We start from the raw sequence: 25,090 nt of genomic DNA on the forward strand, positions 1-25,090 counted from the left end.
CGTTCAAACATGTTCATCGGCGTCCTGCTGGTCATCACCTGGCTGATCCTGTTGCTGCGCTATCCCGCCAAGGCTCTACCGGTTTCGGTCGCAGCGGCCGTCGGTCTCGCGCTGGTGGCGATGTGGGTGGTGTGGCTCGATAACCGCGAGGTCAAGCAACTGGCACGTCTGGAACTGCGCATCAGCTATGCGCCCGAACAATGCCCGGCAGATCGACCGCTGCAACTGAAGATGAACAACGGCAACGACGTCCCGCTGACCGAACTGCGCTGGCGCATCGCGGCCTACGCACCGGGCGATACCGTCAATCTGGCCGATAACCAATACACCGCGCCACGCTATCGCGGCCCCGGCGAGTTGCAGGCTGGCGGCAGTTGGGAAGATTGCCTGCCGATGCCGCCGCTGCGGCCTGGTTATCGCCCACAAACCCTGGAGTTTCGCGCCGAGCGATTGCAGGGCAGCTTCTCCGACTGATCCCCTTCCCCCACCGTTTTGCACAAGGAACGCGCCATGCCTGTTGCGTTGATCACCGGTTGTTCCAGCGGCATCGGCCGCGCCCTGGCGGATGTTTTCACAAGCGCCGGTTACGAAGTCTGGGCCACCGCGCGCAAGTCTGAAGATGTCGCCGCGCTGACATCAGCCGGGTTCATTGCGGTGCAGCTCGACGTCAATGACGGCGCGGCCCTGGAGCAACTCGGCGAGCGAATCAATCAGCAACACGGCGGCCTCGATGTGCTGATCAACAACGCCGGTTACGGCGCCATGGGCCCGCTGCTCGACGGCGGCGTGCCCGCCATGCAGCGTCAATTCGAAACCAACGTGTTCTCGATTGTCGGCGTCACCCGCGCACTGTTTCCGGTGCTGCGCCGGGGCAAAGGGCTTGTCGTGAATATTGGCAGTGTGTCCGGTGTTCTGGTCACGCCATTTGCGGGCGCCTACTGTGCCTCGAAAGCCGCCGTACATGCCTTGAGCGACGCGTTGCGTATGGAGCTGGCACCGTTCGGCATCCGCGTGATGGAAGTCCAGCCCGGGGCGATTCAGTCGAGTTTCGCAAAGAATGCCGGGCATGAGGCCGAGCAGTTGATCAACGAGCAGTCACCGTGGTTTCCCTTGCGTGAAGGCATTCGCGCGCGGGCCAAGGCGTCGCAGGACAAACCGACGCCGGCCCGAGACTTTGCTACTGAACTGCTTAAAGCCGTGCAGCAGAGCAAACCACCACGGCTGATCCGCATCGGCAATGGCAGCCGCGCATTGCCGATGCTGGCGGCGTTACTGCCCAAGGGGTTGCTGGAGTCGACGTTGATGAAGCGGTTCGGCTTGCGTGGGCAACTCTGAGAGCGGGTTGAGCCCATCGCGAAATCTCAACCCCAGCCCTTCATGAAATCAATGAACGCCCGCACTTTAAGCGGCAAATGCCGGGTATCCGGGTACAGTGCGTACACGCCTTGCTGGGCAAAACGGTAGTCCGCCAACAAGCGCTGTAACCGTCCGGCGTCGAGATCTTCCTGGATCAGCCACTGCGGCAGAATGGCCACGCCCTGCCCGGTCAATGCAAATGCCCGCAGCGTTGCCGAGTTGTCCGCAACGATCGCGGTCGTCCCCGGTTTTGGCTGATAGAAATGCTCGCTGCCGGCCGGGTCGGTGACCGTCATTTCCGGTACGCGTCCATGTCCCAGTGTCGGCATCGACTCCAGCGCTGCCAGGGTGCTGACGGGAGCGAACTGCTCGACCAACTCAGGCGCCGCCACTGCAAACACCTCGAACGTCGACAACTGCACCGCGCGCAGATTGGAATCGTGCATGCGCCCGAGACGAATCGCCAGATCAAAACGTTCAGAGATCAGATCCGCGTGGGTCGAGGAAGTGGACAGGTGAATATTCAATTGCGGCTGCTGCTGACGAAACACTTCCAGCGCCGGCACCACCTGCGCCAAAGCAAATTCCACGGTGGTGGTGATGCGCAACGTGCCCTTTAGCTGTGAGTGCTCGGAACGGGCCTCCTCGATGGCCAGTCGCGCTTCATCCAGTGTGCGCAAACAGCGCCGATAGAAGCGCTCGCCGGCATCGGTCAGCGCCAGTTGCCGGGTGTTGCGGGTGAGCAACGTGACGCCCAGCTCCTCTTCCAGCCGTTTGAGGTTGAAGCTCACCACCGCCCGCGTCTGCCCAAGCGTATCGGCGGCGGCGGTCAACGACCCGGCCTCGACCACGGCTTTAAAGGTGTCAAAACGGTCCAGGCTGACCATGTACACGGCACTCCTTGTCAAAATTATTTTGACAAACTAGCAGCCAAACCAGCGTTTTCCTATCGCCAGAAGCGCCCTACCCTGCACGCCTCATCACAGGGAAGTCGCCATGGCCTACCGCTCAAAAGTCGCGCTGGTGTATCTGCTGGGTTTCGCCCTTGATCTGCTCAACATGTTCGCCGCCAGCATTGCCTACCCGGACATCGCCCGGCAGTTGCACGCCTCGGTGACGCAACTGGCGTGGATCACCAACGCCTACATGCTCGGGCTGACGCTGATCATTCCGATGAGCGTGTGGCTGGCGGCACGGGTCGGCGAGCGCCGGCTGATCCTTGGCTCGTTGCTGGTGTTCGCCATCGCGTCTGGACTGGTGGCTCAGGCCGGGTCGATTGAAAGCCTGATCGGCTGGCGGTTGCTGCAAGGGCTGGGGGGCGGGTTGCTGCTGCCGGTCGGTCAGGCCTTGGCCTACCGAGAGTTTCCTGCGACGCAGCGCGCGCACTTCACCGGTGTGGTGCTGTTGGTGGCGCTGATGGTGCCGGCCCTGTCGCCGGCGGCCGGTGGACTGATTGTTCAGGCGTTGTCGTGGCGCTGGATTTTCTACCTGAACATGCCGATGGCGCTGCTGGCGTTCGGACTCGGCCTGCTCTGGTTGAAGCCCGACCAACCCACCCGCGAACGACCGACACTGGACGCACGCGGCCTGCTGTTGGCCGTGTCGGCCCTGAGCCTGTTGCTGATTGCCGTAAGCCTGGCAAGCGCAACCGCAACCCGTCACCTGGCTGGCGCCGTGCTGCTGCTCAGCGCCATAACCTTGTGCGTGTACGTGCGCGATGGCTGGCGAAAACCTGGTGCGGTGCTTGACCTGCAACTGATCAAGAATCCGTCATTGCGTCTGGCCATGCTGATCTACCTGTTTGTGCCGGGCATCTTTACCGGCACCAACATGCTTGCCGTGCTGTACCTGCACGACCTCGGTTTCGGTGCGGCGCAAACCGGTGCACTGATGCTGTCCTGGGCGGCGGCTTCGGGACTGGCGATCATGCTTGGCAAACGCAGTTTCAACCGGGTCGGTCCCAAGCCGCTGCTGATCGCGGGCATGCTTTTGCAAAGCCTGGGCATTGTCATGCTGATGCAGATCGAACAGCCCGCAGCCGGCCCGTTGATCCTCGCCTATGCCCTGATGGGCCTGGGCGGCAGCCTGTGCAGCGTCACCGCGCAAACCCTGGCGTTTGTCGGCATGAGCGCGGAAAAAATGGGCCACTCCAGCGCCCTCTGGAACATCAATCGCCAGCTCGGTTTCTGCCTCGGTGCGGCGCTGCTCAGTTCATTGCTGGGCGCCTTGGGCGCCAACGGTTTCAAATACTGCTTTCTCGCCGCCGCGCTGCTCACGCTCTTGCCGATGGCCGCCGTGCTGCGTTTCGATGCGAGCAAAGTGCTCGCGCTGCTGAACTCACCTGCCCTTCAGGAAAAATCCACATGACTGACCACACCGACTACTTTGCCGAAGTTATCGAAGCGCACGAGGCCATCGAACGATGGTTTGCCGTGGCAGAGGACGAGACTGCTCTGGAGCAATTACTGACACGCTTTTCACCCCGGTTTTCGATGATTACGCCGCTGGGTCGCGTGCTTGATTTCGAAGCCTTGCGGGGATTGTTTCAAATGGCCGGAGGCAAGAAGAACGGGTTCAGGATTGAGCTCAGCGAACTGCGCGCGATTGCGTTGCACGACCGTGGCGCGACGGTGAGTTACCGAGAACAGCAGACGGATGCGAGTGGGTTGCACACGGACCGGCGCTCGACGGTCGTGTTTGAAAAACTCGATTCCGGGCGGCTGGTCTGGCTGCATTTGCAGGAGACGTTTTGCGGGGTTTAGACGTTCGGCATGTTCTTGCAGGACCGAGGCGCCTGCATCGCGGGCAAGCCCGCTCCCACAGGTTTTGCGGCGCGCTCAAAAAACTGTGGGAGCGGCTTGCCCGCGACGGCCGCAACTCGGTCTGCCTCAGTTATCCACAACGTCCTGCTTCACCACCACCGTGCAAGTAATCCCCGCCGCCAACAGCACACCCTCCGGTACTTCATCGATGTGAATGCGCACCGGCACCCGCTGCGCCAACCGGACCCAATTGAACGTCGGATTCACATCGGCAATCAGCTCGCGGCTTTCAGGGTTGTCACGGTCGTAGATGCCGCGGGAAATACTTTCCACATGGCCCTTCAGCACTTCGCCGCTCATCAGTTGCATGTCGGCCTTGTCGCCGACGCGCACGTGCGGCAGTTTGGTTTCTTCGAAGAAGCCGTAAACCCAGAACGAGTTCATGTCGACCAGGGCCATTTTTGCCTCGCCGATGCGCGCGTAGTCGCCGCGATGCACGTTGAGGTTGGTCACGTAGCCATCCACCGCCGCGCGCACTTGCGTGCGTTTAAGGTTGAGTTCGGCGGCTTCCAGTTGCGCTTGCGCGTGCTGATAATCGGCCAGTGCGGCGTCTGCGATGTTGCTGGCGTCGTCGCGGTTCTCCCTGGAGATCACCAACGCATCCATGTCGGCGCGACGATGCGCGTTGACCTTGCGCATCTCCCATGTCGACTTGCGCGAAGCGACCAGCGACTGCGCCTGTTTCACCGCAATACGGTAATGCTCCGGGTCGATCTGCATCAGCAAATCGCCCTTCTTCACCAGGTGGTTGTCGCGAACCGGCACGTTCACCACTTCACCGGTGACGTCGGCGGCGACGTTGATGATATCCGCCCGCACCCGGCCGTCGCGGGTCCACGGCGTGTCCATGTAATGCACCCACAAGGTCCGACCGATCCACAGCGCAAGGGCCAGCACCAGCAGCGTCGCAAGCAGGCTGAAAAACTTTTTCATCAGGACGTTCTCAACGGTAGACAGTCAGCGACATCGCGCCGAACAGACAGGTAAACAGACTCAGGCGCAGCAGCGCCGGGTGCCAGAAGAAGCGGTACAGATCGAACCCCGACAAGAACCGGTCCACCGCCCAGGCCAAGGCCGCGGCGATGAAAAACATCAGGGTCATGGTTGGCATGTACACGCCGTGGAAGGCGATTTCACGAGGCATGGGCAAGTCCTTCGGGCTTGGCGGGTGCGAGCATGGCAAGCGGTGATTGCGGGTCGAGCAAGGACGTGCGGATAAAGTGCAGATAGCTCTTCACCCGACGCAACGCCGAGGTATCGAAGTGCGGCGCGAACGGTTCATCGGTGGCCGCGACACGACTGATCGCGTGGTCGACCGCGACCAGTGCGCGCTCCAGATTGCTGGCGTTGGGGTACAGAAACAGACGCACCAGTGCACGGCCCATAACGCGGATTGCCTGACGCCACGGCTGCGACTCGGCGTACGCCGGATGCACCGGCAGAATCGCCTGTTCCTTGCGCAACTCGATGATCGCGTGGCCGACTTCAAGCACCACGAACATCCAGCGCAGCAGACTCTTTTGTACCTTCGGCTCACCGGCCGCCAGACCGTAGGCCTGATGCAGCAGATCGCGGGTGCGGCTCTCGAAACTCGAGGCCAGCCCTTTGAGTTTGCCGCTGATGGCATAGACCACTTGCCCGCGCAGATCCTGCTCCAACCGTTGCCACAACCAGCGGCTGTTCGGCGGCAGAATAATCGCCCCGGCAGCCGCGCAGACCAGCATGCCGATGACCATGGCGATGTAGTCATTGATGAAGGTGTACGGGTTGTAGACCGTCAGGTTGTCCGGCACGGAACCGGTGCTGAAGAAGATCAGCAAACCGAGACCGACACCGGCGTATTGTGGCCGCGACGTAAGAAACGAGCCGAGCACGATCACCGGCGCGAGCATCACGCACAGCAATGGAAAACCGTCGATCCACGGGAAGATGAAAAACATCTCGAAGAAACCGATCAGCGCGCCGAGAAACGTGCCGCACGCCATCTGGAATGCCATGCGTTTCGGGTTCGGCGTAGCGGCGGACAGGCCCACCGTGGCGGCGGCAATCAGGGTCATGGTCGCGCCGCTCGGCCAAGCGGTGGCCACCCAATAACTGCCCAGCACGATCAGGATGAACGAGGCGCGAATCCCCGACGCCGCCGCTGCCCACCAGTTGGTTTGCGGGGTGAACGGCTCGTCCCAACGCTCGCGTTCGTGACGGTGATCGGCCAAGGACGCGTGGGTCTGTGCATAACTGTGCAGGTCATCGACGAAGCGATAGAGCAACTCGTAAGCGGTGTGGAAATCCAGTTGCTCGGCGTCGCTCGGCTCACTCTCCTGAAACGTCGTGCGCAGGCTGCGCACCCGCGCTGGCAGGCCTTCTTTGTAGGTCGCAAGCGCCGTCGCCAGGCGTGCGGCATCGGGACTGGTCAGGGCACGACCGCTGAAGCTGTCGAGCACTTCGGCCAGGTCCTGCAGACCCGGCCTGATTGCCGCCACGACGTGTTCCTCGCCATTGCCGCGCAGGCGTTCAAGCAACTGGTGCAGGGCATTGAAGCGCGTGGTGATGCCCATGAACTCACTGTTCAAACGGCTGAGGCGACCATTGCGCCGGCGCATGTGCGGGTCTTCGAACACCGTCACGCTGCGCAGCCCTTCCAGCCCCACCGCCTCGGCAATGAAGCGTACGTTGGTCGCCTCAAAGGATTCGGTTTTGCTACGCCCGCGCAAGCCATCGGTGACGAACAGCGCGAATACGCCGAAACGCTGATACAAAGCGTTGCGCATCGCCGCGCTGGCGGTTTGCGGCAGGATCGCGGCGCTGACCACGGTGGCGCAGAGAATCCCCAGTGAGATCTCCAAAACCCGCCACACAGCGGCCATGAACGCGCCGTCGGGGTGCGCCAGCGCCGGCAACCCGACCATTGCGGCGGTGTAACCCGCCAGCACGAATCCATAGGCGCGGAAGTTACGGCAGCGCGCGGCACCCGCCGAGCAGATGCCGACCCAGATCGCCAGCGAGCCGAGGAACAGTTCGGTGTTCTGCGCAAACAGCGCGATCAACGTGACCATCATCGCCGAGCCGGCCAGCGTGCCCAGAAAGCGATAGAAACTCTTGGCGAAAACCTGCCCGCTTTGCGGCTGCATGACGATGAACACGGTGATCATCGCCGTGCGTGGTTGCGGCAATTCCAGACGCATGGCCAGCCACAGGGTCAGGAACGCTGCAAGCAACACCTTGAAGATATAGACCCAGGTCACGCCATCGCTGCGCGCCCAGTCAAAAAAACCGCGGCGCCATTCCAGCGAGTAGAGCCAGCGCAAAGGTGCGGGCAAGGGAGTCATTCAAATGTGCTCAATGAGATTCGGTCTGGTCGCAGAGCCTGTGGGAGCGAGCCTGCTCGCGAATGCGTTTTCATATTCAACGTTGATGTCGACTGATAAACCGCTTTCGCGAGCAGGCTCGCTCCCACATTGGGTCGTGTTCAATGCAGGAGAGCCGGGGTTTTCGGGGCCTGGGTTTTCTCGACACTCGGCACGTCATTGCCAGCACCCAGTCCGCCACCCAGCGCCGTCACCAGTTCCGCATGCGCACTCAACCGCGCCGCCTGCACCTGCTGTTGCACTTGCTGCTGTTTGAACAGCAACGTTCGTGCGTTGAGCACGTTGAGGTAATCGGTGAGGCCGCGCTGATAAGCGATCGTCGCGATGTCGTAAGTCTTCTGCGCGGTGGCCACGGATTCGGCGGCGAACCCTTGCTGCTTGTCCATCGACTCACGGCGAATCAACTGGTCGGAAATATTCTTGAGCGCATTCACCAGTGTCTGGTTGTAATGCGCCACAGCGATGTCATAACCGGCCGACGCTTCACCCAGTTCGGCACGCAGTCGCCCGCCATCGAAAATCGGTAAGGAGATTGCCGGGCCCACGTTGTAATTGAGTTTCTTGCCGGTCAAAAACTCCAGCGCTCCACCGCCAGTGGCCATGAAACCGAGGCTGCCGACCAGATCGACGTTGGGATAAAACCCGGCGTGCGCCACATCGATGCCACGCGCCTGCGCCGCCACTTGCCAGCGGCTGGCGACCACATCCGGACGCTGACCGAGTAATTGCGCGGGCAGTGCCGAAGGCAGTTTCAGCGCCGCACCAAGCGACAGCGTCGGGCGCTGCAATTGCGCGCCCGCCCCCGGCCCTTTGCCGGCCAGTGCGGCGAGTTGATTGCGACTGAGGGCGATCTCTTCGTCCAGCGCATCAAGTTGCCGATGAGTCTCCGGCAACGGCGTTTGCGCCTGGCTGACTTCAAAGTGCGTGCCGATCCCGCCGTCCAGACGCTTTTGCGCCAGATCGAGAATCTGCTGTTGCTGCGCAAGCGTGGCCGCGACGATGTCGCGCTGGGCGTAATGCAGCGACAGCGCGACGTAGGCGCGCACGATGTTGTTCTGCAACTCCAACTGCGCCAACCGCGCCTCGGCAACGCTCATGTGCGCCAGATCCACCGCCCGTTCGCTGGTATTGCTTTCGCGGCCCCAGAGGTCGAGGGCGTAGCTGAAACCCAGCGCGGCGTTGTTGTCCCAAGTGGTGGTATTGGCCAGCTCACCCGGGCCGTAGAACTGATCGGTCGGCCAGTTGTGGCGCTTGAGGGTCGACTCGCCATTGATCTGCAATGACTCGGCCGCTTCAGCGACACCGGCCATGGCTTTGGCCTGACGCACCCGCGCGGCGGCCATGGCCATGCTCGGGCTGCCTTGTATGGCGAGGTCGATCCAGCGGTTCAGTTGCGGGTCGCCGTAGGCTTGCCACCATTGTGCGGCGGGCCAATTGGCGTCACGGGCGGCGTGGGCGATGGCGTCGTCGGTGGCCAGTGCATTGGCTTGCAGCGCCTTGCCCTGCGGGGAAATACCTTCGGTTGATAAGCAGCCGCTGAGACCCAGGGCGAAAGCCAGAACACTGAGCGGCAAAAGCGCTCTGTTGATGCGACGCGGCACAGCTGCGAATTCCTGAGAAGGGGATATGGCGGGGCTTACTCACTCTGTAGGAGCTGCCGCAGGCTGCGATCTTTTGATCTTGATCCCTTAAAACAACATCAAAAGATCGCAGCCTTCGGCAGCTCCTACAAGGAACGGCGCAATTCTAGGTGGGCGCCTTGGCCGCGATAAGCTGGGAATCCTGTGAATCTTTGTTACCGTTAACGAGATAATCCCTTGGTCGGGGGTTTCGACCCCAAAACTTCGTGTCACAATTTGCCATCTGCCTTGAGAGCATCCCATGGACACTTTGCAAAACATGCGCGCCTTCAGTTGCGTGGCCGAAGCCGGCAGCTTCACCGCCGCCGCCGTGCAACTCGACACCACCACCGCCAACGTTTCGCGCGCGGTCTCCAACCTGGAAGCCCACCTGCAAACCCGACTGCTCAACCGCACGACCCGGCGCATCGCCCTGACCGAGGCCGGCAAGCGTTATCTGCTGCGCTGCGAACAGATCCTCGCCTACGTCGAAGAAGCGGAGGCAGAAGCCAGCCAAGCCCACGCCCGCCCGGCCGGACAGCTGAAAGTGCACACCATGACCGGCATCGGCCAGCACTTCGTCATCGACGCCATCGCCCGCTATCGCAAGACACACCCCGACGTGACCTTCGACCTGACCATGGCCAACCGCGTGCCAGACCTGCTCGATGAAGGCTACGACGTCTCCATCGTCCTGGCGCGCGAACTGCCGGACTCGGGCTTCGTCTCGCAGCGTCTGGGCATCACCTACAGCATCGTTTGCGCCTCACCGGCCTACGTGAAAGCCAACGGCTGCGCGCAAAAGCCCAGCGACCTGCTCAACCACGCCTGCCTGCGCCTGGTCAGCCCGGTGATCCCGCTGGAGAAATGGGCATTCGACGGCCCGGAAGGTCAGGAAATGGTCACCATCAACAGCTCGCCATTCCTGGTGAACTCCGCCGACGCGATGAAAACCGCAATCATCAGCGGCATGGGCGTCGGCGTCCTGCCGGTGTACGCCGCCATCGAAGGTTTGCGCAACGGCACGCTGGTGCGGGTCATGCCGAACTACCGCTCGCAGGAACTGAACCTGTACGCGATCTACCCGTCGCGCCAATACCTGGATGCGAAGATCAAAACGTGGGTCGAGTATCTGCGCGGCTCGCTGCCGGAAATTCTCGCAGCGCATCAGGCAGAACTGGCCGCCTACGAACTCAGCGGCAGCCTCGCCGGCGCCCGCGTCGCCAACTGACGTTAAACAAAACGCGCCTCCTGTAGGAGCTGCCGCAGGCTGCGATCTTTTGACCTTGATGTTTAACAATCAAAAGATCGCAGCCTACGGCAGCTCCTACATTTCGGGGTTTTCGCGGAAGTTTCCGACAGGTTTTGAAGGTTGCTCGTCGGAAGTGCGGTGGATAGGGTTTGGGGGTCGCTGACGAATCAGCGACCGGACTTGGTCGTCCGGGTTTAGAATGGCGCACTTTTCAAGCTTGCTTAATGGCGAGCTGTGCGTGGGAGGGCCTCGGCCCTGCCGGGTTTCCATTCCCTGGTCGACCAACCCGCGTACGGTTCGCCACCCTTCTGCTTGGTCGCAGCGTCTGGCGAACTCCACATCCCGAATGGAGTTTCACCTTGAAAAAGCCGACACCAAACCCACCAGAAATCGACAACACCTCCCCCTACGAATCCCCCGATTCGAAGAAATTCCACGAAGCCGCCGAGCGCGCCCTCGACCACTACCTCAAACCCAATGCCCTGACGCTGCGCTTCCACAAACCCAGCACCATGTTCCAGGTCGCGCCTGATCAAGACAACGAAAGCCTGCTGGTCCACGCCTGCGAATCACTGGCACAAGCCAGCCTCATGACCAGCGACATCGCCGCCTACATCGACCTCCCGCAACGCCGCACGATACTGGCGATTCAGCAGATCATCATGCTGGCGGAACTGGCCGTGAATCGCGTCCTGGATAACGTCGACATCCCCCAACCCGCACCACACAGCTGACCCCTTGCAGGAGTGAGCCTGTTCGCGATGGCCGGCTCACATTCAACATCGTTGGTGCCTGACACATCGTCATCGCGAGCAGGCTCACTCCTACAATTTGAATCGCATACAACCTGCTAAAAATCGGTCGGCTGTCAGGCCGCCATTGCTGGCAGACCAGCTCCACACAAAAGCAACAGCAAGATCAAAAGATCGCAGCCTGCGGCAGCTCCTACAGGGGGGGCGAGTACAACCCGCCAGCGGCAGAGCCGCACCACTCAACAGGATGAGCGTTAGCTCGGCTGCAGCTCTTGATCTTGATCCACAGATCCCTTCATCGCCCACGCACGCGTTGCCAACTTATTTTCAACACACTGCGAATCCTGTAGGAGCTGCCGCAGGCTGCGATCTTTTGACCTTGATGTTTAAAAATCAAAAGATCGCAGCCTACGGCAGCTCCTACATTTCTGGGTTTTCGCGGAAGTTTCCGACACGTTTTGAAGGTTGTCCGTCGGAAGTGCGGTGGATAGGCTTTGGGGGTCGCTGACGAATCAGCGACCGGGTCTGGAAAACCCGATTTCAACTACCAAAGCTCATGGCATACTGCGGCGCTTTTTCTGCTCGCGATGTTATGGCGGCTGTGCGCGGGAGGCCCTTGGGCCTGCCGGTTTTGGTGAGTTGGCCGGTTTTTCCAGTCCGCGCACGGCTGCCACCCTTACGTCTGGAAAACGAAAAGTGGCGGCTTCAACTCAACTTGCCATGAGTATGTTCACCATGAAAAAGCCAACACCCAATCCGCCCGAAGCGGATAACACCACGCCTTACGAATCCCCCGATTCGAAGAAATTCCACGAAGCCGCCGAGCGCGCCCTCGACCACTACCTCAAACCCAATGCCCTGACCCTGCGCTTCCACAAACCCAGCACCATGTTCCAGGTCGCGCCCGATCAAGACAACGAAAGCCTGCTTGTCCACGCCTGCGAATCACTGGCACAAGCCAGCCTCATGACCAGCGACATCGCCGCCTACATCGACCTCCCGCAACGCCGCACGATACTGGCGATTCAGCAGATCATCATGCTGGCGGAACTGGCCGTGAATCGCGTCCTGGATAACGTCGACATCCCCCAACCCGCGCCACACAGCTGACCCCTTGCAGGCTCGCTCCTACCGCTTGAATCGCTTGCGCCTGCGTGAAATATGTCCCCGCTGACGAAGCAGCTCCCACAGCTATTGAGCAGGCTTGGCTAATTTCGCCACTCTTTCGAGACCTGAAACGTCGATGAACGATCCATTTGCCTCTAATGGTGGCTGTGTGCCGCTTTGGAACTTCAACTTGAATACAGCACGGAAAGTCCCAGCAATCGGGTCAAACGTCACATTAACGGATCCGCTGTCATCGCCAGCTGAATAAGGGATACTTTCCTCTTGGCCGTCTGAATTTTTCTCATACAAAAAATAGATAAATGACCAGATTTTTCCACCCGCTGTATATTCATGTTCTCCATTTTGAATATCGGCTTCAAAAAGGATTTGTAATACCGCACGCCTTTGCGAATCGAACGTTTGATTGGCGCTTACCAGCACGTCGCGACCATCCGTTTCAAACCTTTCAACACTTCCGTTGAATGGCGAGAGGTTCCCGAGCAGCAAAGATGCCCTACCTTGCACAGCTTTCTGGGAAACGGCATTTACACCCACTTCTTTTTTCATAATAAATTCCATTTACAAGTAAATATCGGCACGCTGTGTGGGTGTAAGTTTCTCTGCAATCAAACGTTTCCGCACCTGACAGAAATGACAGTCATCCAGAACCTTTCGCGATAAAAAGCATGATTTTATTTAGAGAACGACCAAAAATTGCGACCCTTCAGATTTCTAAAATGCTGATCTAGATAGCAACGGCACGCTGGCGCAGATATACCCAACTACCCCTCGCCGCAAATCAAACCCAAGGGCAAGGTCGGCCCAAAGGCCGCCAAGACAAGCCAAACCCCACAAAGAAATGTTAGCGTGCTTGGCAATCTCAGAAAGAAAGCCAAAGCCGAGCCCAAGCCCAATGAAAAAAACAGTCCTGGCCTTCAGCCGCATCACCCCAGCCATGATCGAACGCCTGCAACAAGAGTTCGACGTCATCGTCCCCAACCCGAAGGCCGGTGACATCAGCGCCCAATTCAACGAAGCCCTGCCCCACGCCCATGGCCTCATCGGCGTCGGCCGCAAACTCGGCAAGGCTCAACTCGAAACCGCCGCCAAACTCGAAGTGGTCTCAAGCGTGTCGGTCGGCTACGACAACTACGACCTCGACTACTTCAACGAACGCGGGATCATGCTCACCAACACCCCGGACGTGCTCACCGAAAGCACCGCCGACCTCGCCTTCACCCTGATCATGAGCAGTGCTCGCCGCGTCGCCGAACTCGACGCCTGGACCAAGGCCGGCCAATGGCAAGCCAGCGTCGGCGCCCCGCTGTTCGGCTGTGACGTCCACGGCAAAACCCTCGGTATCGTCGGCATGGGCAACATCGGCGCCGCCGTCGCCCGCCGGGGTCGGTTCGGTTTCAACATGCCGATCATCTACAGCGGCAACAGCCGCAAGACCGAGCTTGAGCAAGAACTCGGCGCACAATTTCGCAGCCTCGACCAACTCCTGGCCGAAGCCGACTTCGTCTGCCTGGTGGTGCCACTCAGTGACAAGACCCGCCACCTGATCAGCCATCGTGAACTGTCCCTGATGAAGCCGAGCGCGATTCTGGTCAACATTTCCCGTGGCCCGGTGGTCGATGAACCGGCACTGATCGAGGCGCTGCAAAACAACCGCATCCGCGGTGCCGGCCTCGACGTCTACGAAAAAGAACCGCTGGCCGAGTCACCACTGTTCCAGCTGAAAAACGCCGTAACTTTGCCGCACATCGGTTCGGCCACCCATGAAACCCGCGAAGCCATGGCCAATCGCGCCCTCGCCAACCTGCGCAGCGCGCTGCTCGGCGAACGTCCGCAGGATCTGGTGAACCCGCAAGTCTGGCGCGGCTGAAATAACGGGCAAGTGCCGCAGGGTACTTGCCCCCTACTTCCTTACATACACAACTTGAAAATCAACAACAAACCAAATTAAACAGCCGCGTTATAAGCTCCGCATGATTATCGACCTAACGATAAACAAATGGAGAGCAAATACCGTGGACAACTTGAGCACCGAAAAACTTATTCGTTACAGCAAAGTAATATTAATGGCGTACATCAGCATCTTTGGTTTGCTGGTCATGATTCAGAACTTCACAGACTATGAATCCAACTACACCTACGTGGCTCACATCCTCAGTATGGACACCACCACTGCCAGTGAAACCATCAAGTACCGAGCCATTGAATCACCGATGATTCATCACCGAATCTACTGGTTCATCATCAATGGAAGTTACTTACACCGTGCTCTGCCTGATAGGCACCTATCAGCTTTATCGCAACATCAACGCGAGTGCGGAGGAATTCCACGAGTCAAAAAAATTCTCGATCATGGGCATACTGGCGGCAATATTCATTTATTACGTCTGCTTGCAAACGGTGGGCGTCGAATGGTTCGACATGGACACTTCGCAATCATGGAACGCCAAGGACTGGGCACGGCATATTGTTGATTTCATATTCCCGGTGATGATTTACATCACATTGAAAGTCGAGCGCTGAAGATTCAGCGCTCGGTGGTTTCACACCAACTTGCCTTGGCTCGGCATTTCCAATGTCCGGGGTTTACGGAATACCAGCACATTACCCAACATCACCAGAACCAGCCCCACCAGCGCTGGCGCTGTCCATTGATAACCTTCGGCAAAGGCCGAAACATTCAGCGCCACCACCGGGAACAATACCGTGCAATACGCTGCGCGTTCAGGGCCCATGCGCCCGACCAGCGTCAGGTACGCGGTGAAGCCAATGACCGAGCCCGGAATCACCAGATACAGTAGCGAACCGACGTAACGAGGTGACCAGTCCATGTCGAAGGGAATGCCTTTGACCAGACACCACACCGACAGCATCGCGGCACCGTAAGCCATGCCCCAGGCGTTGGTGGTCAGCGGTTTGAGCCCGGCCTTCTGTTGCAGGCTCGAGAGCATGTTACCCGCCGAGAAACACAACGTACCGCACAGTGCCAGGCCAAGACCGAGCAAGGTTTGCGGCGTAGCCTGATGGCCGGCCAGTTCCGGCCAGAACAACAGGCCCAGGCCGAACAACCCCAATCCCCCACCCATCAACACATTGCGGGCAATGCGCTGACCGAAGAACACCCGTGCATTGAGCGCATTCCACAAGGTGGCGGTGGAAAACACCACCGCCACCAGACCGCTGGGAATCCACTGGCTGGCGGTCAAAAAGCACATGAAGTTGACGCAGAACAGACACACGCCCTGCGCCACACAGATCAGGTGCCCGCGCCGGTTCATCGGTTGCAACCGGCGGCTGAGCAGCAACAGCGCAAACAGCACCAGCGCGGCCAGGCCAAAGCGATAGACGATCGACACTGGAATCTCCACCACGCCCAATTGCCATTTCAAGGCAATCCAGGTGGTGCCCCAGATCAGCACGGTCAGCAGATACAACGACAGGTTCATGATGGACACTCCTCAATTGGATTTCAGTGTCCGCTGCGGCCTGAAGACCACGCTTGCATAAACTTGCGCTTTTGTCGGCCGACTGGCTGGCAGCGCGAAGGCGACGGAGTAGGATGCAAGTCGTTGAAGAGAACCGATCATGGCCGCCATCGAAAACCTGCAAGTCTTCCAGGCACTTAACCGCTCGCCGAACGCATGCCTTGTGCACAGCGCCGAGCTCGGTGACGGTTTGTCTGCGGCCCTGTGGACCAATCACCACGACGCCCAGGAATACGAAGCGCCGAGCCATCACACCCTCTCGTGCTATATCGCCGGTGGCACTGGCACGTTTCGTCGCGGTCAGCCGGGCCACAAGGGCGGGCCGGACAAGCTGTGCATCCTGCCGGCGGATCACGAATCAGGCTGGGTGATCAATGGCGATATCCGCCTGGCACACCTGTATTTCAGCGCCGAACAATTTGCCCTCGGTTGCGTGACGTTGCTCGATCGCGAGCCGCGCGAGATGCAACTGCGCGAGCAGACCTTCCTCGAAGATCCGCAGCAAGCGCAGCGCTTTCGGCAATTGCTGAACCTGAACTGGGACGAGCCGGCCGAACGTTTGCTGACCAGCAGCATTGCCCATGAATTGATCAGCCATACCTTGCTCAGTCAGGTCGGTGCGCGGCAGGGTTTACGTTTGAAAGGCGGGCTGGCACCGCACCAACGCCGGCAACTGGTGGACTTCATCGACAGTCAGTTGGCCGAGCCGATCAGCCTCGGGCAACTGGCCGGGTTGTGTGCGTTGTCGGAGTATCACTTTGCGCGAATGTTTCGCGTGAGCTTCGGGCTGCCGCCGCATCAATACGTGCTGGCCCGGCGTTTGAGTCGGGCGCGGGAGTTGTTGCGCGGGACGGCGTTGCCACTGGGAGAGATTGCACTGGCGTGCGGATTTGCCAGTGCGAGTCATTTCACCAATCGTTTCAAGCAGGTGTTGGGTGGGACGCCCGGCGAATATCGGCAGGCGTTTTTGCGTTAGATCAGTGATTTTCGCTGTCTGTCAGGGCCTCATCGCTGGCAAGCCAGCTCCCACAAAGTCTTCAGTCGCTCAAGAAATATGTGCTCGACCCAGATCCTTGTGGGAGCTGGCTTGCCAGCGATGAACGATGACGCGGTTGCGGATCAGAACTCCAGGGTGCTCGACAACGAAACCTGCCGCGAATCCCCCATCGACACAAAGAACCGGCTCGCCGACGAGGTGTAATAAGTGCGGTCGAACAGGTTCTTCACATTGAGCTGAAACTTGACCTTCTGCCCTTCGATTTTGGTGTCGTAAGTGGCGAACGCGTCGGCCACGGTGTAGCTCGGCAGATCGAAATCATTCACCGCATTACCCGCCCGCTCGCCGACGTAGCGCGCCCCGGCGCCAACGCGCAACTGATCGCCGCCGATCACGCTGCCGAAGTCATACACCGCCGACAATGAGCCGCTGTTCTTCGCCACGTTTTGCAAACGCTTGCCCTTGTATTCCGGGTCTTCGGTGACTTCGGCATCGGTGTAGGCGTAGCTGCCGATCATGCTCCAGCGGTCGCTCAACTGACCGGTCATGTCCACTTCCAGACCCCGGGAGCGCACTTCACCGACTGCGCTGTAAATCGTTGTCGGGCCTTCGGAATTGGCCACCAGCACGTTGCGTTTCTTGATGTCGAACAGCGCGATATTGCCGGTGATGCGCCCCGGCATGTCCAGCCGCGCACCCAGCTCCCACGACTTCGCTTCTTCCGGCGCGATGCTGCCGTCGAGCACGGTGCTGCTGCCGCTCAGCGGAGCAATGGTCGAGTTGGGTTTGAACGATTCGGTGTAGCTGCCGTAGAACGACAACTCGTCGGTGTAGCGATACACCAGACCTGCGCGCGGCACCCATTTCTGGCCATTGCTGTCGGTGTTGGCCTTGAACGGCACGCCTTTGCCGGCGTACTGGTCGTACTCTTGAAAACGTCCGCCGGCGACCAGAATCCACTGGTCGTTGAGGTGGATGGAGTCCTGCAAAAAGACCGAGTCGCTGCGCAGTTCATCGGTCTGTGCGCTGTCGGCGGCGCTGACCGTGGAGCCCTCGACTTCACGACCGTACACCGGGTTGGTGTAGCTGAAGGTGCTCAGGCTTTTCTGGCGGATCAGGTCGACGCGGTAGATCTTGCGGTACTCGTCATCGACGCCGAACACCAGGTCATGCTGCATGCCCAGCACGTTGACCTTGCCTTCGAGGCTGGCGGTGGTGAAACGGTCGGTGCTGATCGCGCCGTGGGTGCCGTCCATGTTGCGGGTCAGCGTGCCGTTTTGGGTGTTTATGGCGGTCACGCGGACCTGGCTGGCGTCGTAGGTTTCGCGGTTCCAGCTGTAGCCGAAGTGGGCTTTCCAGTCGTCGTTGAGTTCGTGATCGGCTTCGAAGTGATACAGATCCGAACGCCCTTCCATGTCGTTGAACGGCTCGTCGAGACGTTGCTTGCGCGAGATGTCCAACGGGTGATTGGTGCGCGGATCGATCAGCGTGCCACGGTCGAACGGGGAGAGAAACTCGCGATGTTCATAAGCGAATAACAGCTGGGTACGTTCGCCATACCAGGCCAGCGAAGGGGCGATCAACGTTTCCCGATGAGTGCCGAAATTGCGCCAATAATCTTCGTCGACATGATCCACCACCATGCGATAGGCCAGCCCGGAATCGCCTAGTGCGCCCGTGCTGTCGAAGGTGCCGCCGCTGCCGTTCTTGCCGTCGCCGTAGGTCGACCCGGTGTAGGTCAACGCATTGTATTGCGTCAGTTCAGGTTTCTTGCTGACCAGATTGACCACGCCGCCCGGGTCCTGAATACCGTACAGCAAGGAGGCCGGGCCTTTGAGCACTTCGACGCGATCGACCGTGGCGTTCATGCCACGCCCCTGCACGATCGGCATGCCGTCGCGCATGATCGAGCCGTTGCGGTTATCACCGAAGCCGCGGGTCATCACCGAATCCTGGGTGCTGCCCAGCGTGTTGCCCTGGGTGATGCCGCTGACGTTGGCCAGCGCGTCGTCGAGATTGCGCGGCGCCTGATCGCGAATGACCTGCGCCGGGATGACATTGACGGTCTGCGGGATTTCCTGAAGCGAGGCCGAGGAACGCATCACCGAGCTGGTTGGCGGCGGCTGGTAACTCGTCGACTCATTGCGCATCGAGGTGATGGTGGTGGCGCCCAGATTCAGCGCGCCTTCGGTGGGCTGCGGCTCAAGTGCCAGGGTGTGACTGTCGGTGCGGCGGAAGCTCAGGCCGGAACCGGCAAGCAGGCGTTGCAGCGCTTGTTCTGCATTCATCTGTCCATTGACGGCTGGCGCGGTGAGGCCGTACGGCGCTTCATCGGTGTAGACCACGCTTTGCCCGGTGACGCGGCTGAAGTCGCTCAGGGCTTGCGGCAACGGTTTGGCAACCAATGCGAAATTGAATTGCTTTTGCGCCTGGCTGTTGACGGTTTCAGCGGCGAGCGCGACGCTCATTGGCAACAGCGCCAATGCCGAAAAACTTAATGCCGAAACGCCCAACCATTGTTTGACCGAACCCGATTTTGCCCTGGACTTCATTGCTCAATGACCTGTGTAGAACCGCAACGGATGCGAATGACTCGCAGTTTCAGTCACTACACGGATGGGGCTCGGGTTTACCTCACTATATTTCTGAAATTATTTTTCGAGAGATGTGTGTCTGGTCTGACGCCTTCGCGAGCAGGCTCGCTCCCACAGGGGATCGCATTTCAAAATGTGGGGAGGTGTGTTGTCTGGTCTGACGCCCGCACGAGCAGGCTCGCTCCCACAGGGGATCGCATTTCAAAATGTGGGGAGGTGTGTTGTTTGGTCTGACGCCTTCGCGAGCAGGCTCGCTCCCACAGCGGATCGCATTTCAAAATGTGGGAGCGAGCCTGCTCGCGAAGGGGCCGGCAACGTCAGCGCAAAATAATCATCTGCCCAAAAACCCGATGCTGCTCAAACCCCAAGACTCCTTGCAGGGAATTGAGCACTGCCTGCGGATCCTTGCTCGGAAAACTGCCGCTGACCCTGCGCGCCGCCAGCTCATCGTTGAGCAAGACGATCCGCCCCGGGTAATAGCGGCGAAGATCCTGCACCACATCCGCCAGCGTCGATTTGTAGTAAGTCAGCCAGCCTTTGCGCCAGGCCAGTTGCGCCTCGCTGTCCACGACATGCAGTTTTTCCGCAGTCCCATCACCGTAAGCCACTTGCTGGCCGGCGGTGAGAATCTGCTGCTCGCCCCCTTGATCCGCTGTCACGCCGACGCGCCCGGACAACACCGTCACCTGCGCTCCATGGGGTTGCAGACGCACTTCGAATTGCGTCCCGAGCACCCGCGCCTGGCCCTTCTCGGCCTCGACCACAAAGGGATCGCCCGTGTGCGTGACGCTGAAAAACCCGGCGCCGCGACGCAACTGCACATGGCGCTCGCCCTGGCTGAAATCCACGGCAATGGCACTGTCGGCGTCCAGCGTCACTTGCGATTGATCGGCGAGAGTTACGGTGCGGACTTCGCCCGGTGCAGAAACATAGTCGGCATTGAGATCATCCAGCCAACGCTGCGGTTGCCAGCCCGTTCCGAGGCTGATCATCAGCACCAGACACGCGGCCATCGCCAACCCGCCGGACCAGCGCAAGAGCGGCGGACGACGCGGGCGATCCATGGCGTTGAGATAGCCTTGCAGCGCGAAAGCCTCTTCATCGGCCAACGTTTTCGCCGGGCCTTCACTCAATTCCCAGATTACCTGCGCCTGGGCGTAGGCCTCGGCGTGGGCGGGGTCGGCGCGCAGCCATTGGCTAAACGTGAGTTGATCCCCTGCTCTGGGCCGATCATGCAACAGGCTCAGCCAGGCGAAAGCGGCCTGTTCCTGGGCGGGCGTCGGAGTGACGCGGTCGGTATGCTTCACGTTGCTTTCCCTGGCGTGCGTGGCGCGGGTTCGCGCAGGCTGGCCTTACAGGCCTCGAGGGCGCGCATCATATGTTTTTCCACGGCGCTCTGGGACAGGCCCATGGCTTTGGCGATGTCCGCGTACTTGCGGCCGTGTATTCGATTGAGCAAAAAGATCTGCCGGGTGCGTTCGGGCAAGGCGCGCAACGCCGCTTCGACATGGCGCAGATCATTACCGGCTTCGAGCGCGGCTTGTGGTTCACTGCCGTGGCTGTCCGGCTCGTCGGGTTGCCAGCCTTCGTTGACGCGCACCCGCGTGCCTTCACTGCGCAAATGGTCGATGGCGATGTTGCCGGCGCAGCGCAACAGGTAGGTGCTGAGTTCCTCGACCTGTACCAGCGGCCGACGCCAGAAACGCAGAAACAGATCCTGCACCAGATCCGCCGCCGTCGCCCGGCAGCCAACGCGGCGGCTCACCAGCGCTTCCATCTGTGAACGCTGGGAGAGGAACACCTGAAGAAAATGCGCACGCGCGCCAAGCGGCTCGTCGTCGCGCGATTCCGGGGGATGGCCGATCAGCACGTCAGCACTGCGCCCAGGCTGCGACCGGACTGGCCAACAGACTCAAACCGGCCAGCGCCAAAGCCAGACGCGGGCGATACGGCAGCAACAGCACCAACGCCAAGCCGCTGAGCATCAGCACCGCGAACCAATCGACCAGACCCAGACTCCAGCCGTTGGCTGTGACGGCCGCCCAAAGCGACAAACCCAGCAGCAGCCACCCCGCCAGCTTCAGGGCCTGACCCCGTCGCGTCGACGGTTTATGCCCGAGCAATTCATCGTGGTGCCGAGGCATGGACAAACACAATGCCGTGAACCCGGCGTAGCACAGTAAAAGCGCCAGCAGCATCAGTTTGTCCCTTGCTCGAGCGTGACGGGCCGAGGCATTTCGCGGCGAGTTTTTTTCACGCTGACGGTGTTGCCGACGCGCTGCATTTTCCACGCGGCCCACGCCAGAAAAACGCCTGTCCCCAGACAGGTCAGGTCGAAACCGGCGAGCACCCAATCGCCCTGCGCAAGCGTTACGCCAAGGTTCCACGGCGTGGTCAGCGCATTGATCAAAGGCACCGCAATAAACAGCAAGGCGCCCAACGCCAGCTGTTCAACCCAGGCTTTGCGTCCAGGGCGCAACAACGCATGCGCGACGCTCAAACCCCAGGCGATAAAGAATGCATTCACTTCCCAATCGGCGCGCCCGGCCAGACTCACGGGCAACAGCCGATTGGCCAGGAAGAACACCGCCACCGCCGTCACCAACCCGGCCATGCTGGCAATGTTCAGCACTTCCACCAGCCGCAATTCGAACGGTATGACGCCGCTCTTGGCGTGTTTGAGCTGACGCTTGCCGAGCCAGATCACCAGCCCGGTGCCGATCATCGCCGTGCCGGCCAGACCACAGATGAAATACAGCCAGCGCAATACCGGCCCGGCGAAATGGCCCATGTGCAAACCGTAAAATGCGCCACCGACGGCCATCGCCACAGGTTGCTCCGGCGTGCTGCCGAGCATCTGCCCAGTGACACCGTTGAAGGTCACCGCGCGACCGAAATCGTGCACCACTCGGTCGCCCGCGCGGGACAACACTACCGTGGCATTTGCATTGCCCGGATTGCTCACGGACAGTCGTGCGGTGGTGCCACCCGACCATTGCTCACTGGCCTTGGCCAGCAATGGCGCCATCGGTGCCAGTGCAGCAGGAATGTTGGCCCGTTCCGGGGTTTTCGACGCAGGAAAAACCTCATCGTAGAACTTGCGAACGTCGCCACCATAAGACGCCACGATGCTCGCGGGCATGACCATCGACATGAAAATCACCAGACTGCTGTAGGTGATCATCAAGTGAAACGGCAGCACCAGAACGCCCACCGCGTTATGCCCATCGAGCCAGGAACGCTGGCCTTTGCGCGGGCGGAACGTGAAGAAGTCCTTGAAGATTTTTTTGTGGGTGATGATCCCGGTGATCAGCGCGACAAACATCACCATGGCGGCAATCGTCGCCAGCCAGCGGCCCCATGGATAAGGCATTTGCAGCTGGAAATGGAAGCGGTAGAAGAACTCGCCGCCCATGCTTTCGCGCCCCTGCACCTCGTCACCGGTTTGCGCGTCGAGGGTTTTCGATTCGAAGCGGCCACGCTCGCCGGGTTTGGCTGGCGCCTGTTGCCAACGCACGGTCAGGCCGGGATCACGGGCATTGGGCAAGTCGATCAGCCAACGCGTGGCGCCGGCCGCATGTTGTTGCAGGTAATCCTGCGCCAGCGTCAGGCTCGCCTCGGCATTGATTGGCCATGCGGGAATTTCCGGCTGCATCCAGTGACTGGTTTCGTCGTTGAAGTAAGCCAGGGTTCCGGTCAGGAAAATCGCAAACAGCAACCAGCCGAACACCAGCCCGGTCCAGGTGTGCAGCCATGCCATGGCCTGGCGGAAACCCTCTTTCATGCGAAACCCAACCCCCGCGCCGCGCCGGAAATGGTCGCCAGAATCACACTCGGCACCAGCAAACCGACCCATGCCGACCACGCCGTGCGACAGGCAAAACACCAAAGCACCGCGACCAGATAGACCAGAAAGGAAACGGTCATGCCCGTCACTACGGCTTCGGCGCGGCTCAATGGCAGCCACATCGTCAGGGTGACACTGGCCAGTGCGGCCACCAGATAGCCGCCAAACACCGCCGCCAGCACCCGCGAGGTAACGGCCAGACGATAGGACAGCGGGAGTGTGGCGAGTTTGGCTTTCATGTTTCGACCCTGAAACGAAAAACGTCCGGCCGACAAGCCGGACCAACAGGCGATCGAGTTTAATGATAAATATTCTCATATGCAAAAGCATCTGATTGCCGGCAAGCCACCTGCGCCCCTACAATGCGAACCATTCTTGTTCTCTAACGCATGCTTTCTGCCGCAGAGCGAAAGCGCCCGGAGCACTACCGTTGCCATCCGCCCATCCCGTCGAATCGCTTTATCAGGCTCACCACAGCTGGCTTACCGGCTGGCTGCGGCGCAAGCTCGGCTGCCCGGACAGCGCGGCGGATCTGGCGCAGGACACCTTTATCAAAGTGCTCACCGCGCGCGAGCCACCGGTGATCATCGAACCACGCGCCTTCCTCACCACTCTCGCCAAACGGGTTTTGTTCAATCACTACCGCCGCCAGGATCTGGAGCGCGCCTATCTGGAAACATTGGCGCAGATGCCGGACGTGGTGGCGCCGTCGGAAGAAGACAAAGCAATCATCCTGCAAACCCTGATCGAGCTGGATCAGTTGCTCGATGGTCTGCCACGTCAGGTCAAACGCGCATTTCTATTGGCGCAGATCGATGGCCTGACCTACCCGCAGATCGCCGCCGAACTGGATATTTCCGTGGCCACGGTCAAACGTCATCTGAACAAAGCGGCGCTGCGCTGCTATTTCGCGCTATGAATCAAGCGCCGGATTTTTCCTCGCAAGTGGCTGAGCAAGCGGTGCACTGGCTGATGGAAGTGCAGCAAGGCACGCTGACCGCGCGCCAGCAACTGGCGTTGCAGCAGTGGCTGGATGCCCACAGTGAGCACCGCCGCGCGTGGGAACACATTCAACGAGTCAACCAGCGTTTACGCGGTGTTTCTTCACCGCTGGCGCATGCGGCATTGAACAGGCCGAAGTCCGGCAGCCGACGTCAGGCACTGAAACTGCTGCTGATTCTCGGCGCCGGTTCTGCCGCCACCTGGGGCCTGCGCGAGCACAATCCGCTGCCTCCGCTGCTCGCCGATTACCGCAGCCCGATTGGCCAGCGTCGCAAGATCGGGCTGGGGGCGGACGATCAGTTGCAACTGAACACGGGCAGTGCGGCAGACGTGCGCGTCGATCAACGGTTGATCCGCTTGCTGGAAGGCGAAATCCTCCTGACGGCCGCGCAACCGTTCGAAATACACACCGCGCAGGGCATTCTGAAAACCCGGGGCGCAAGGCTCAATGTGCGGCAATTTGCCGACCGCACACAGGTTGCGCTGTTTGCAGGTCAAGTCGAACTGGCCACCAGCGAACGCGCGCCGATGCTGCTGCCCGTCGCTCGCCAACTGAGTTTCACCACGACTGCCGCCAGCGACGCCAAACCACTGGACGCCAACAGCGGCGCCTGGGCGGACGGCATGTTGGTGGCCGCGCATATGCGCCTCGGCGACTTCCTCGAAGAACTGGGCCGCTACCGGCGCGGGCAGCTCAATTGCGATGCCAAGGTTGCCGGGTTGCTGATCTCCGGGACGTATCCGCTGGACGACAGTGAGCGGATTCTCGATCTGCTGGAAATCAGCTTGCCGGTGAAGGTGAAGCGCTTTACCCGCTATTGGGTCAGCGTCGAGGCGCGGGTGTAACCGCAGGCTGCGATCTTTTGATCTTGAA

24 protein-coding genes and 1 pseudogene are annotated in these 25,090 nt (G+C 60.2%); 12 read left to right on the top strand and 13 right to left on the bottom strand.

The annotated features are described in order from the left end of the window. Window positions 1-9: 9 nt before the first annotated feature. Both IEQ42_RS03415 and IEQ42_RS03420 read left to right on the top strand, forming a co-directional pair. Window positions 10-474: a hypothetical protein gene (locus IEQ42_RS03415; protein ID WP_042557745.1), complete on the top strand. Its 465-nt coding sequence runs from the start codon at window positions 10-12 to the stop codon at window positions 472-474. Window positions 475-510: 36 nt separating this feature from the next. Next, entirely contained in the window at window positions 511-1,335 is an 825-nt protein-coding gene (locus tag IEQ42_RS03420; RefSeq protein WP_210702548.1) for an SDR family oxidoreductase, read from the top strand. A gap of 26 nt (window positions 1,336-1,361) precedes the next feature. Here the strand turns inward: IEQ42_RS03420 and IEQ42_RS03425 are convergent, their stop codons facing one another. Continuing rightward, a complete protein-coding gene (locus IEQ42_RS03425) occupies window positions 1,362-2,243 on the bottom strand; it encodes a LysR family transcriptional regulator (RefSeq protein WP_210702549.1) in 882 nt (293 codons plus the stop codon). Window positions 2,244-2,352: 109 nt separating this feature from the next. Between IEQ42_RS03425 and IEQ42_RS03430 the strand changes: the two genes are divergently transcribed. Then, entirely contained in the window at window positions 2,353-3,723 is a 1,371-nt protein-coding gene (locus IEQ42_RS03430; RefSeq protein WP_210702550.1) for an MFS transporter, read from the top strand. Continuing rightward, window positions 3,720-4,118, top strand: a complete 399-nt coding sequence (locus IEQ42_RS03435) for a DUF4440 domain-containing protein (protein ID WP_210702551.1) — start codon at window positions 3,720-3,722, stop codon at window positions 4,116-4,118. The genes IEQ42_RS03430 and IEQ42_RS03435 overlap by 4 nt, the downstream gene beginning before the upstream one ends. A gap of 126 nt (window positions 4,119-4,244) precedes the next feature. Here the strand turns inward: IEQ42_RS03435 and IEQ42_RS03440 are convergent, their stop codons facing one another. From IEQ42_RS03440 to IEQ42_RS03455, 4 genes are all read right to left on the bottom strand, one after another. Beyond that, window positions 4,245-5,111 carry an efflux RND transporter periplasmic adaptor subunit gene (locus IEQ42_RS03440; RefSeq protein WP_210702552.1) on the bottom strand — a complete coding sequence of 289 codons (867 nt, stop codon included), beginning with the start codon at window positions 5,109-5,111 and terminating at the stop codon, window positions 4,245-4,247. 10 nt (window positions 5,112-5,121) lie between these two features. Continuing rightward, window positions 5,122-5,322, bottom strand: coding sequence for a DUF1656 domain-containing protein (locus IEQ42_RS03445; RefSeq protein ID WP_042557739.1), 201 nt, complete (start codon window positions 5,320-5,322; stop codon window positions 5,122-5,124). Next, window positions 5,312-7,504: an FUSC family protein gene (locus IEQ42_RS03450; RefSeq protein ID WP_210702553.1), complete on the bottom strand. Its 2,193-nt coding sequence runs from the start codon at window positions 7,502-7,504 to the stop codon at window positions 5,312-5,314. The genes IEQ42_RS03445 and IEQ42_RS03450 overlap by 11 nt, the downstream gene beginning before the upstream one ends. A gap of 140 nt (window positions 7,505-7,644) precedes the next feature. Next, window positions 7,645-9,144, bottom strand: a complete 1,500-nt coding sequence (locus IEQ42_RS03455; RefSeq protein WP_210702554.1) for an efflux transporter outer membrane subunit — start codon at window positions 9,142-9,144, stop codon at window positions 7,645-7,647. Window positions 9,145-9,424: 280 nt separating this feature from the next. Between IEQ42_RS03455 and IEQ42_RS03460 the strand changes: the two genes are divergently transcribed. The 3 genes from IEQ42_RS03460 to IEQ42_RS03470 all read left to right on the top strand — a co-directional run bounded on the left by IEQ42_RS03460 (window position 9,425) and on the right by IEQ42_RS03470 (window position 12,276). Continuing rightward, entirely contained in the window at window positions 9,425-10,393 is a 969-nt protein-coding gene (locus IEQ42_RS03460; protein WP_150594981.1) for a LysR family transcriptional regulator, read from the top strand. Between the two features lie 380 nt (window positions 10,394-10,773). Further along, window positions 10,774-11,148, top strand: coding sequence for a DUF6124 family protein (locus IEQ42_RS03465; RefSeq protein WP_210702555.1), 375 nt, complete (start codon window positions 10,774-10,776; stop codon window positions 11,146-11,148). A gap of 753 nt (window positions 11,149-11,901) precedes the next feature. Next, a complete protein-coding gene (locus tag IEQ42_RS03470) occupies window positions 11,902-12,276 on the top strand; it encodes a DUF6124 family protein (RefSeq protein ID WP_210702556.1) in 375 nt (124 codons plus the stop codon). An 81-nt stretch (window positions 12,277-12,357) separates the two neighbouring features. On the opposite strand, the gene IEQ42_RS03475 is transcribed toward IEQ42_RS03470, so the two are convergent. Continuing rightward, complete coding sequence (locus IEQ42_RS03475; protein ID WP_210702557.1) at window positions 12,358-12,840, bottom strand: hypothetical protein; 483 nt, start codon at window positions 12,838-12,840, stop codon at window positions 12,358-12,360. A 346-nt stretch (window positions 12,841-13,186) separates the two neighbouring features. Here IEQ42_RS03475 and IEQ42_RS03480 point away from each other — a divergent pair, with 346 nt between their 5' ends. Next, on the top strand, window positions 13,187-14,161 hold the full coding sequence (locus tag IEQ42_RS03480; RefSeq protein ID WP_210702558.1) for a 2-hydroxyacid dehydrogenase: 975 nt from the start codon (window positions 13,187-13,189) through the stop codon (window positions 14,159-14,161). A gap of 103 nt (window positions 14,162-14,264) precedes the next feature. Then, window positions 14,265-14,814, top strand: a pseudogene (locus tag IEQ42_RS03485) (DUF2165 family protein). Between the two features lie 20 nt (window positions 14,815-14,834). Here the strand turns inward: IEQ42_RS03485 and IEQ42_RS03490 are convergent. Continuing rightward, entirely contained in the window at window positions 14,835-15,737 is a 903-nt protein-coding gene (locus IEQ42_RS03490; RefSeq protein WP_210702559.1) for a DMT family transporter, read from the bottom strand. Between the two features lie 139 nt (window positions 15,738-15,876). Between IEQ42_RS03490 and IEQ42_RS03495 the strand changes: the two genes are divergently transcribed. Continuing rightward, window positions 15,877-16,752 carry an AraC family transcriptional regulator gene (locus tag IEQ42_RS03495; RefSeq protein WP_210702560.1) on the top strand — a complete coding sequence of 292 codons (876 nt, stop codon included), beginning with the start codon at window positions 15,877-15,879 and terminating at the stop codon, window positions 16,750-16,752. Between the two features lie 143 nt (window positions 16,753-16,895). Here IEQ42_RS03495 and IEQ42_RS03500 read toward each other — a convergent pair whose 3' ends face one another. From IEQ42_RS03500 to IEQ42_RS03525, 6 genes are all read right to left on the bottom strand, one after another. Continuing rightward, complete coding sequence (locus IEQ42_RS03500) at window positions 16,896-19,325, bottom strand: TonB-dependent siderophore receptor (protein WP_210702561.1); 2,430 nt, start codon at window positions 19,323-19,325, stop codon at window positions 16,896-16,898. Window positions 19,326-19,684: 359 nt separating this feature from the next. Continuing rightward, window positions 19,685-20,674 (bottom strand): FecR family protein, encoded by a 990-nt coding sequence (locus tag IEQ42_RS03505; RefSeq protein ID WP_210702562.1) that lies wholly within the window; start codon window positions 20,672-20,674, stop codon window positions 19,685-19,687. Next, entirely contained in the window at window positions 20,671-21,237 is a 567-nt protein-coding gene (locus IEQ42_RS03510; RefSeq protein WP_210702563.1) for an RNA polymerase sigma factor, read from the bottom strand. The genes IEQ42_RS03505 and IEQ42_RS03510 overlap by 4 nt, the downstream gene beginning before the upstream one ends. A gap of 1 nt (window position 21,238) precedes the next feature. Beyond that, the gene (locus IEQ42_RS03515) at window positions 21,239-21,565 is read right to left on the bottom strand and encodes a DUF3325 domain-containing protein (protein ID WP_210702564.1); all 327 of its coding nucleotides are present in this window, start codon (window positions 21,563-21,565) and stop codon (window positions 21,239-21,241) included. Next, window positions 21,565-23,151, bottom strand: a complete 1,587-nt coding sequence (locus IEQ42_RS03520) for a PepSY-associated TM helix domain-containing protein (RefSeq protein WP_210702565.1) — start codon at window positions 23,149-23,151, stop codon at window positions 21,565-21,567. The genes IEQ42_RS03515 and IEQ42_RS03520 overlap by 1 nt, the downstream gene beginning before the upstream one ends. Beyond that, a complete protein-coding gene (locus tag IEQ42_RS03525; RefSeq protein ID WP_210702566.1) occupies window positions 23,148-23,453 on the bottom strand; it encodes a DUF3649 domain-containing protein in 306 nt (101 codons plus the stop codon). The genes IEQ42_RS03520 and IEQ42_RS03525 overlap by 4 nt, the downstream gene beginning before the upstream one ends. Window positions 23,454-23,644: 191 nt before the next feature. On the opposite strand from IEQ42_RS03525, the gene IEQ42_RS03530 reads away from it, so the two are divergent. Both IEQ42_RS03530 and IEQ42_RS03535 read left to right on the top strand, forming a co-directional pair. Then, on the top strand, window positions 23,645-24,133 hold the full coding sequence (locus IEQ42_RS03530) for a sigma-70 family RNA polymerase sigma factor (protein WP_210702567.1): 489 nt from the start codon (window positions 23,645-23,647) through the stop codon (window positions 24,131-24,133). Beyond that, on the top strand, window positions 24,130-25,062 hold the full coding sequence (locus tag IEQ42_RS03535) for a DUF4880 domain-containing protein (RefSeq protein WP_210702568.1): 933 nt from the start codon (window positions 24,130-24,132) through the stop codon (window positions 25,060-25,062). The genes IEQ42_RS03530 and IEQ42_RS03535 overlap by 4 nt, the downstream gene beginning before the upstream one ends. Window positions 25,063-25,090: the final 28 nt, after the last annotated feature.

It is taken from the genome of Pseudomonas iridis (assembly GCF_017980685.1).
GTDB classification, from domain to species: Bacteria; Pseudomonadota; Gammaproteobacteria; order Pseudomonadales; family Pseudomonadaceae; genus Aquipseudomonas; species Aquipseudomonas iridis.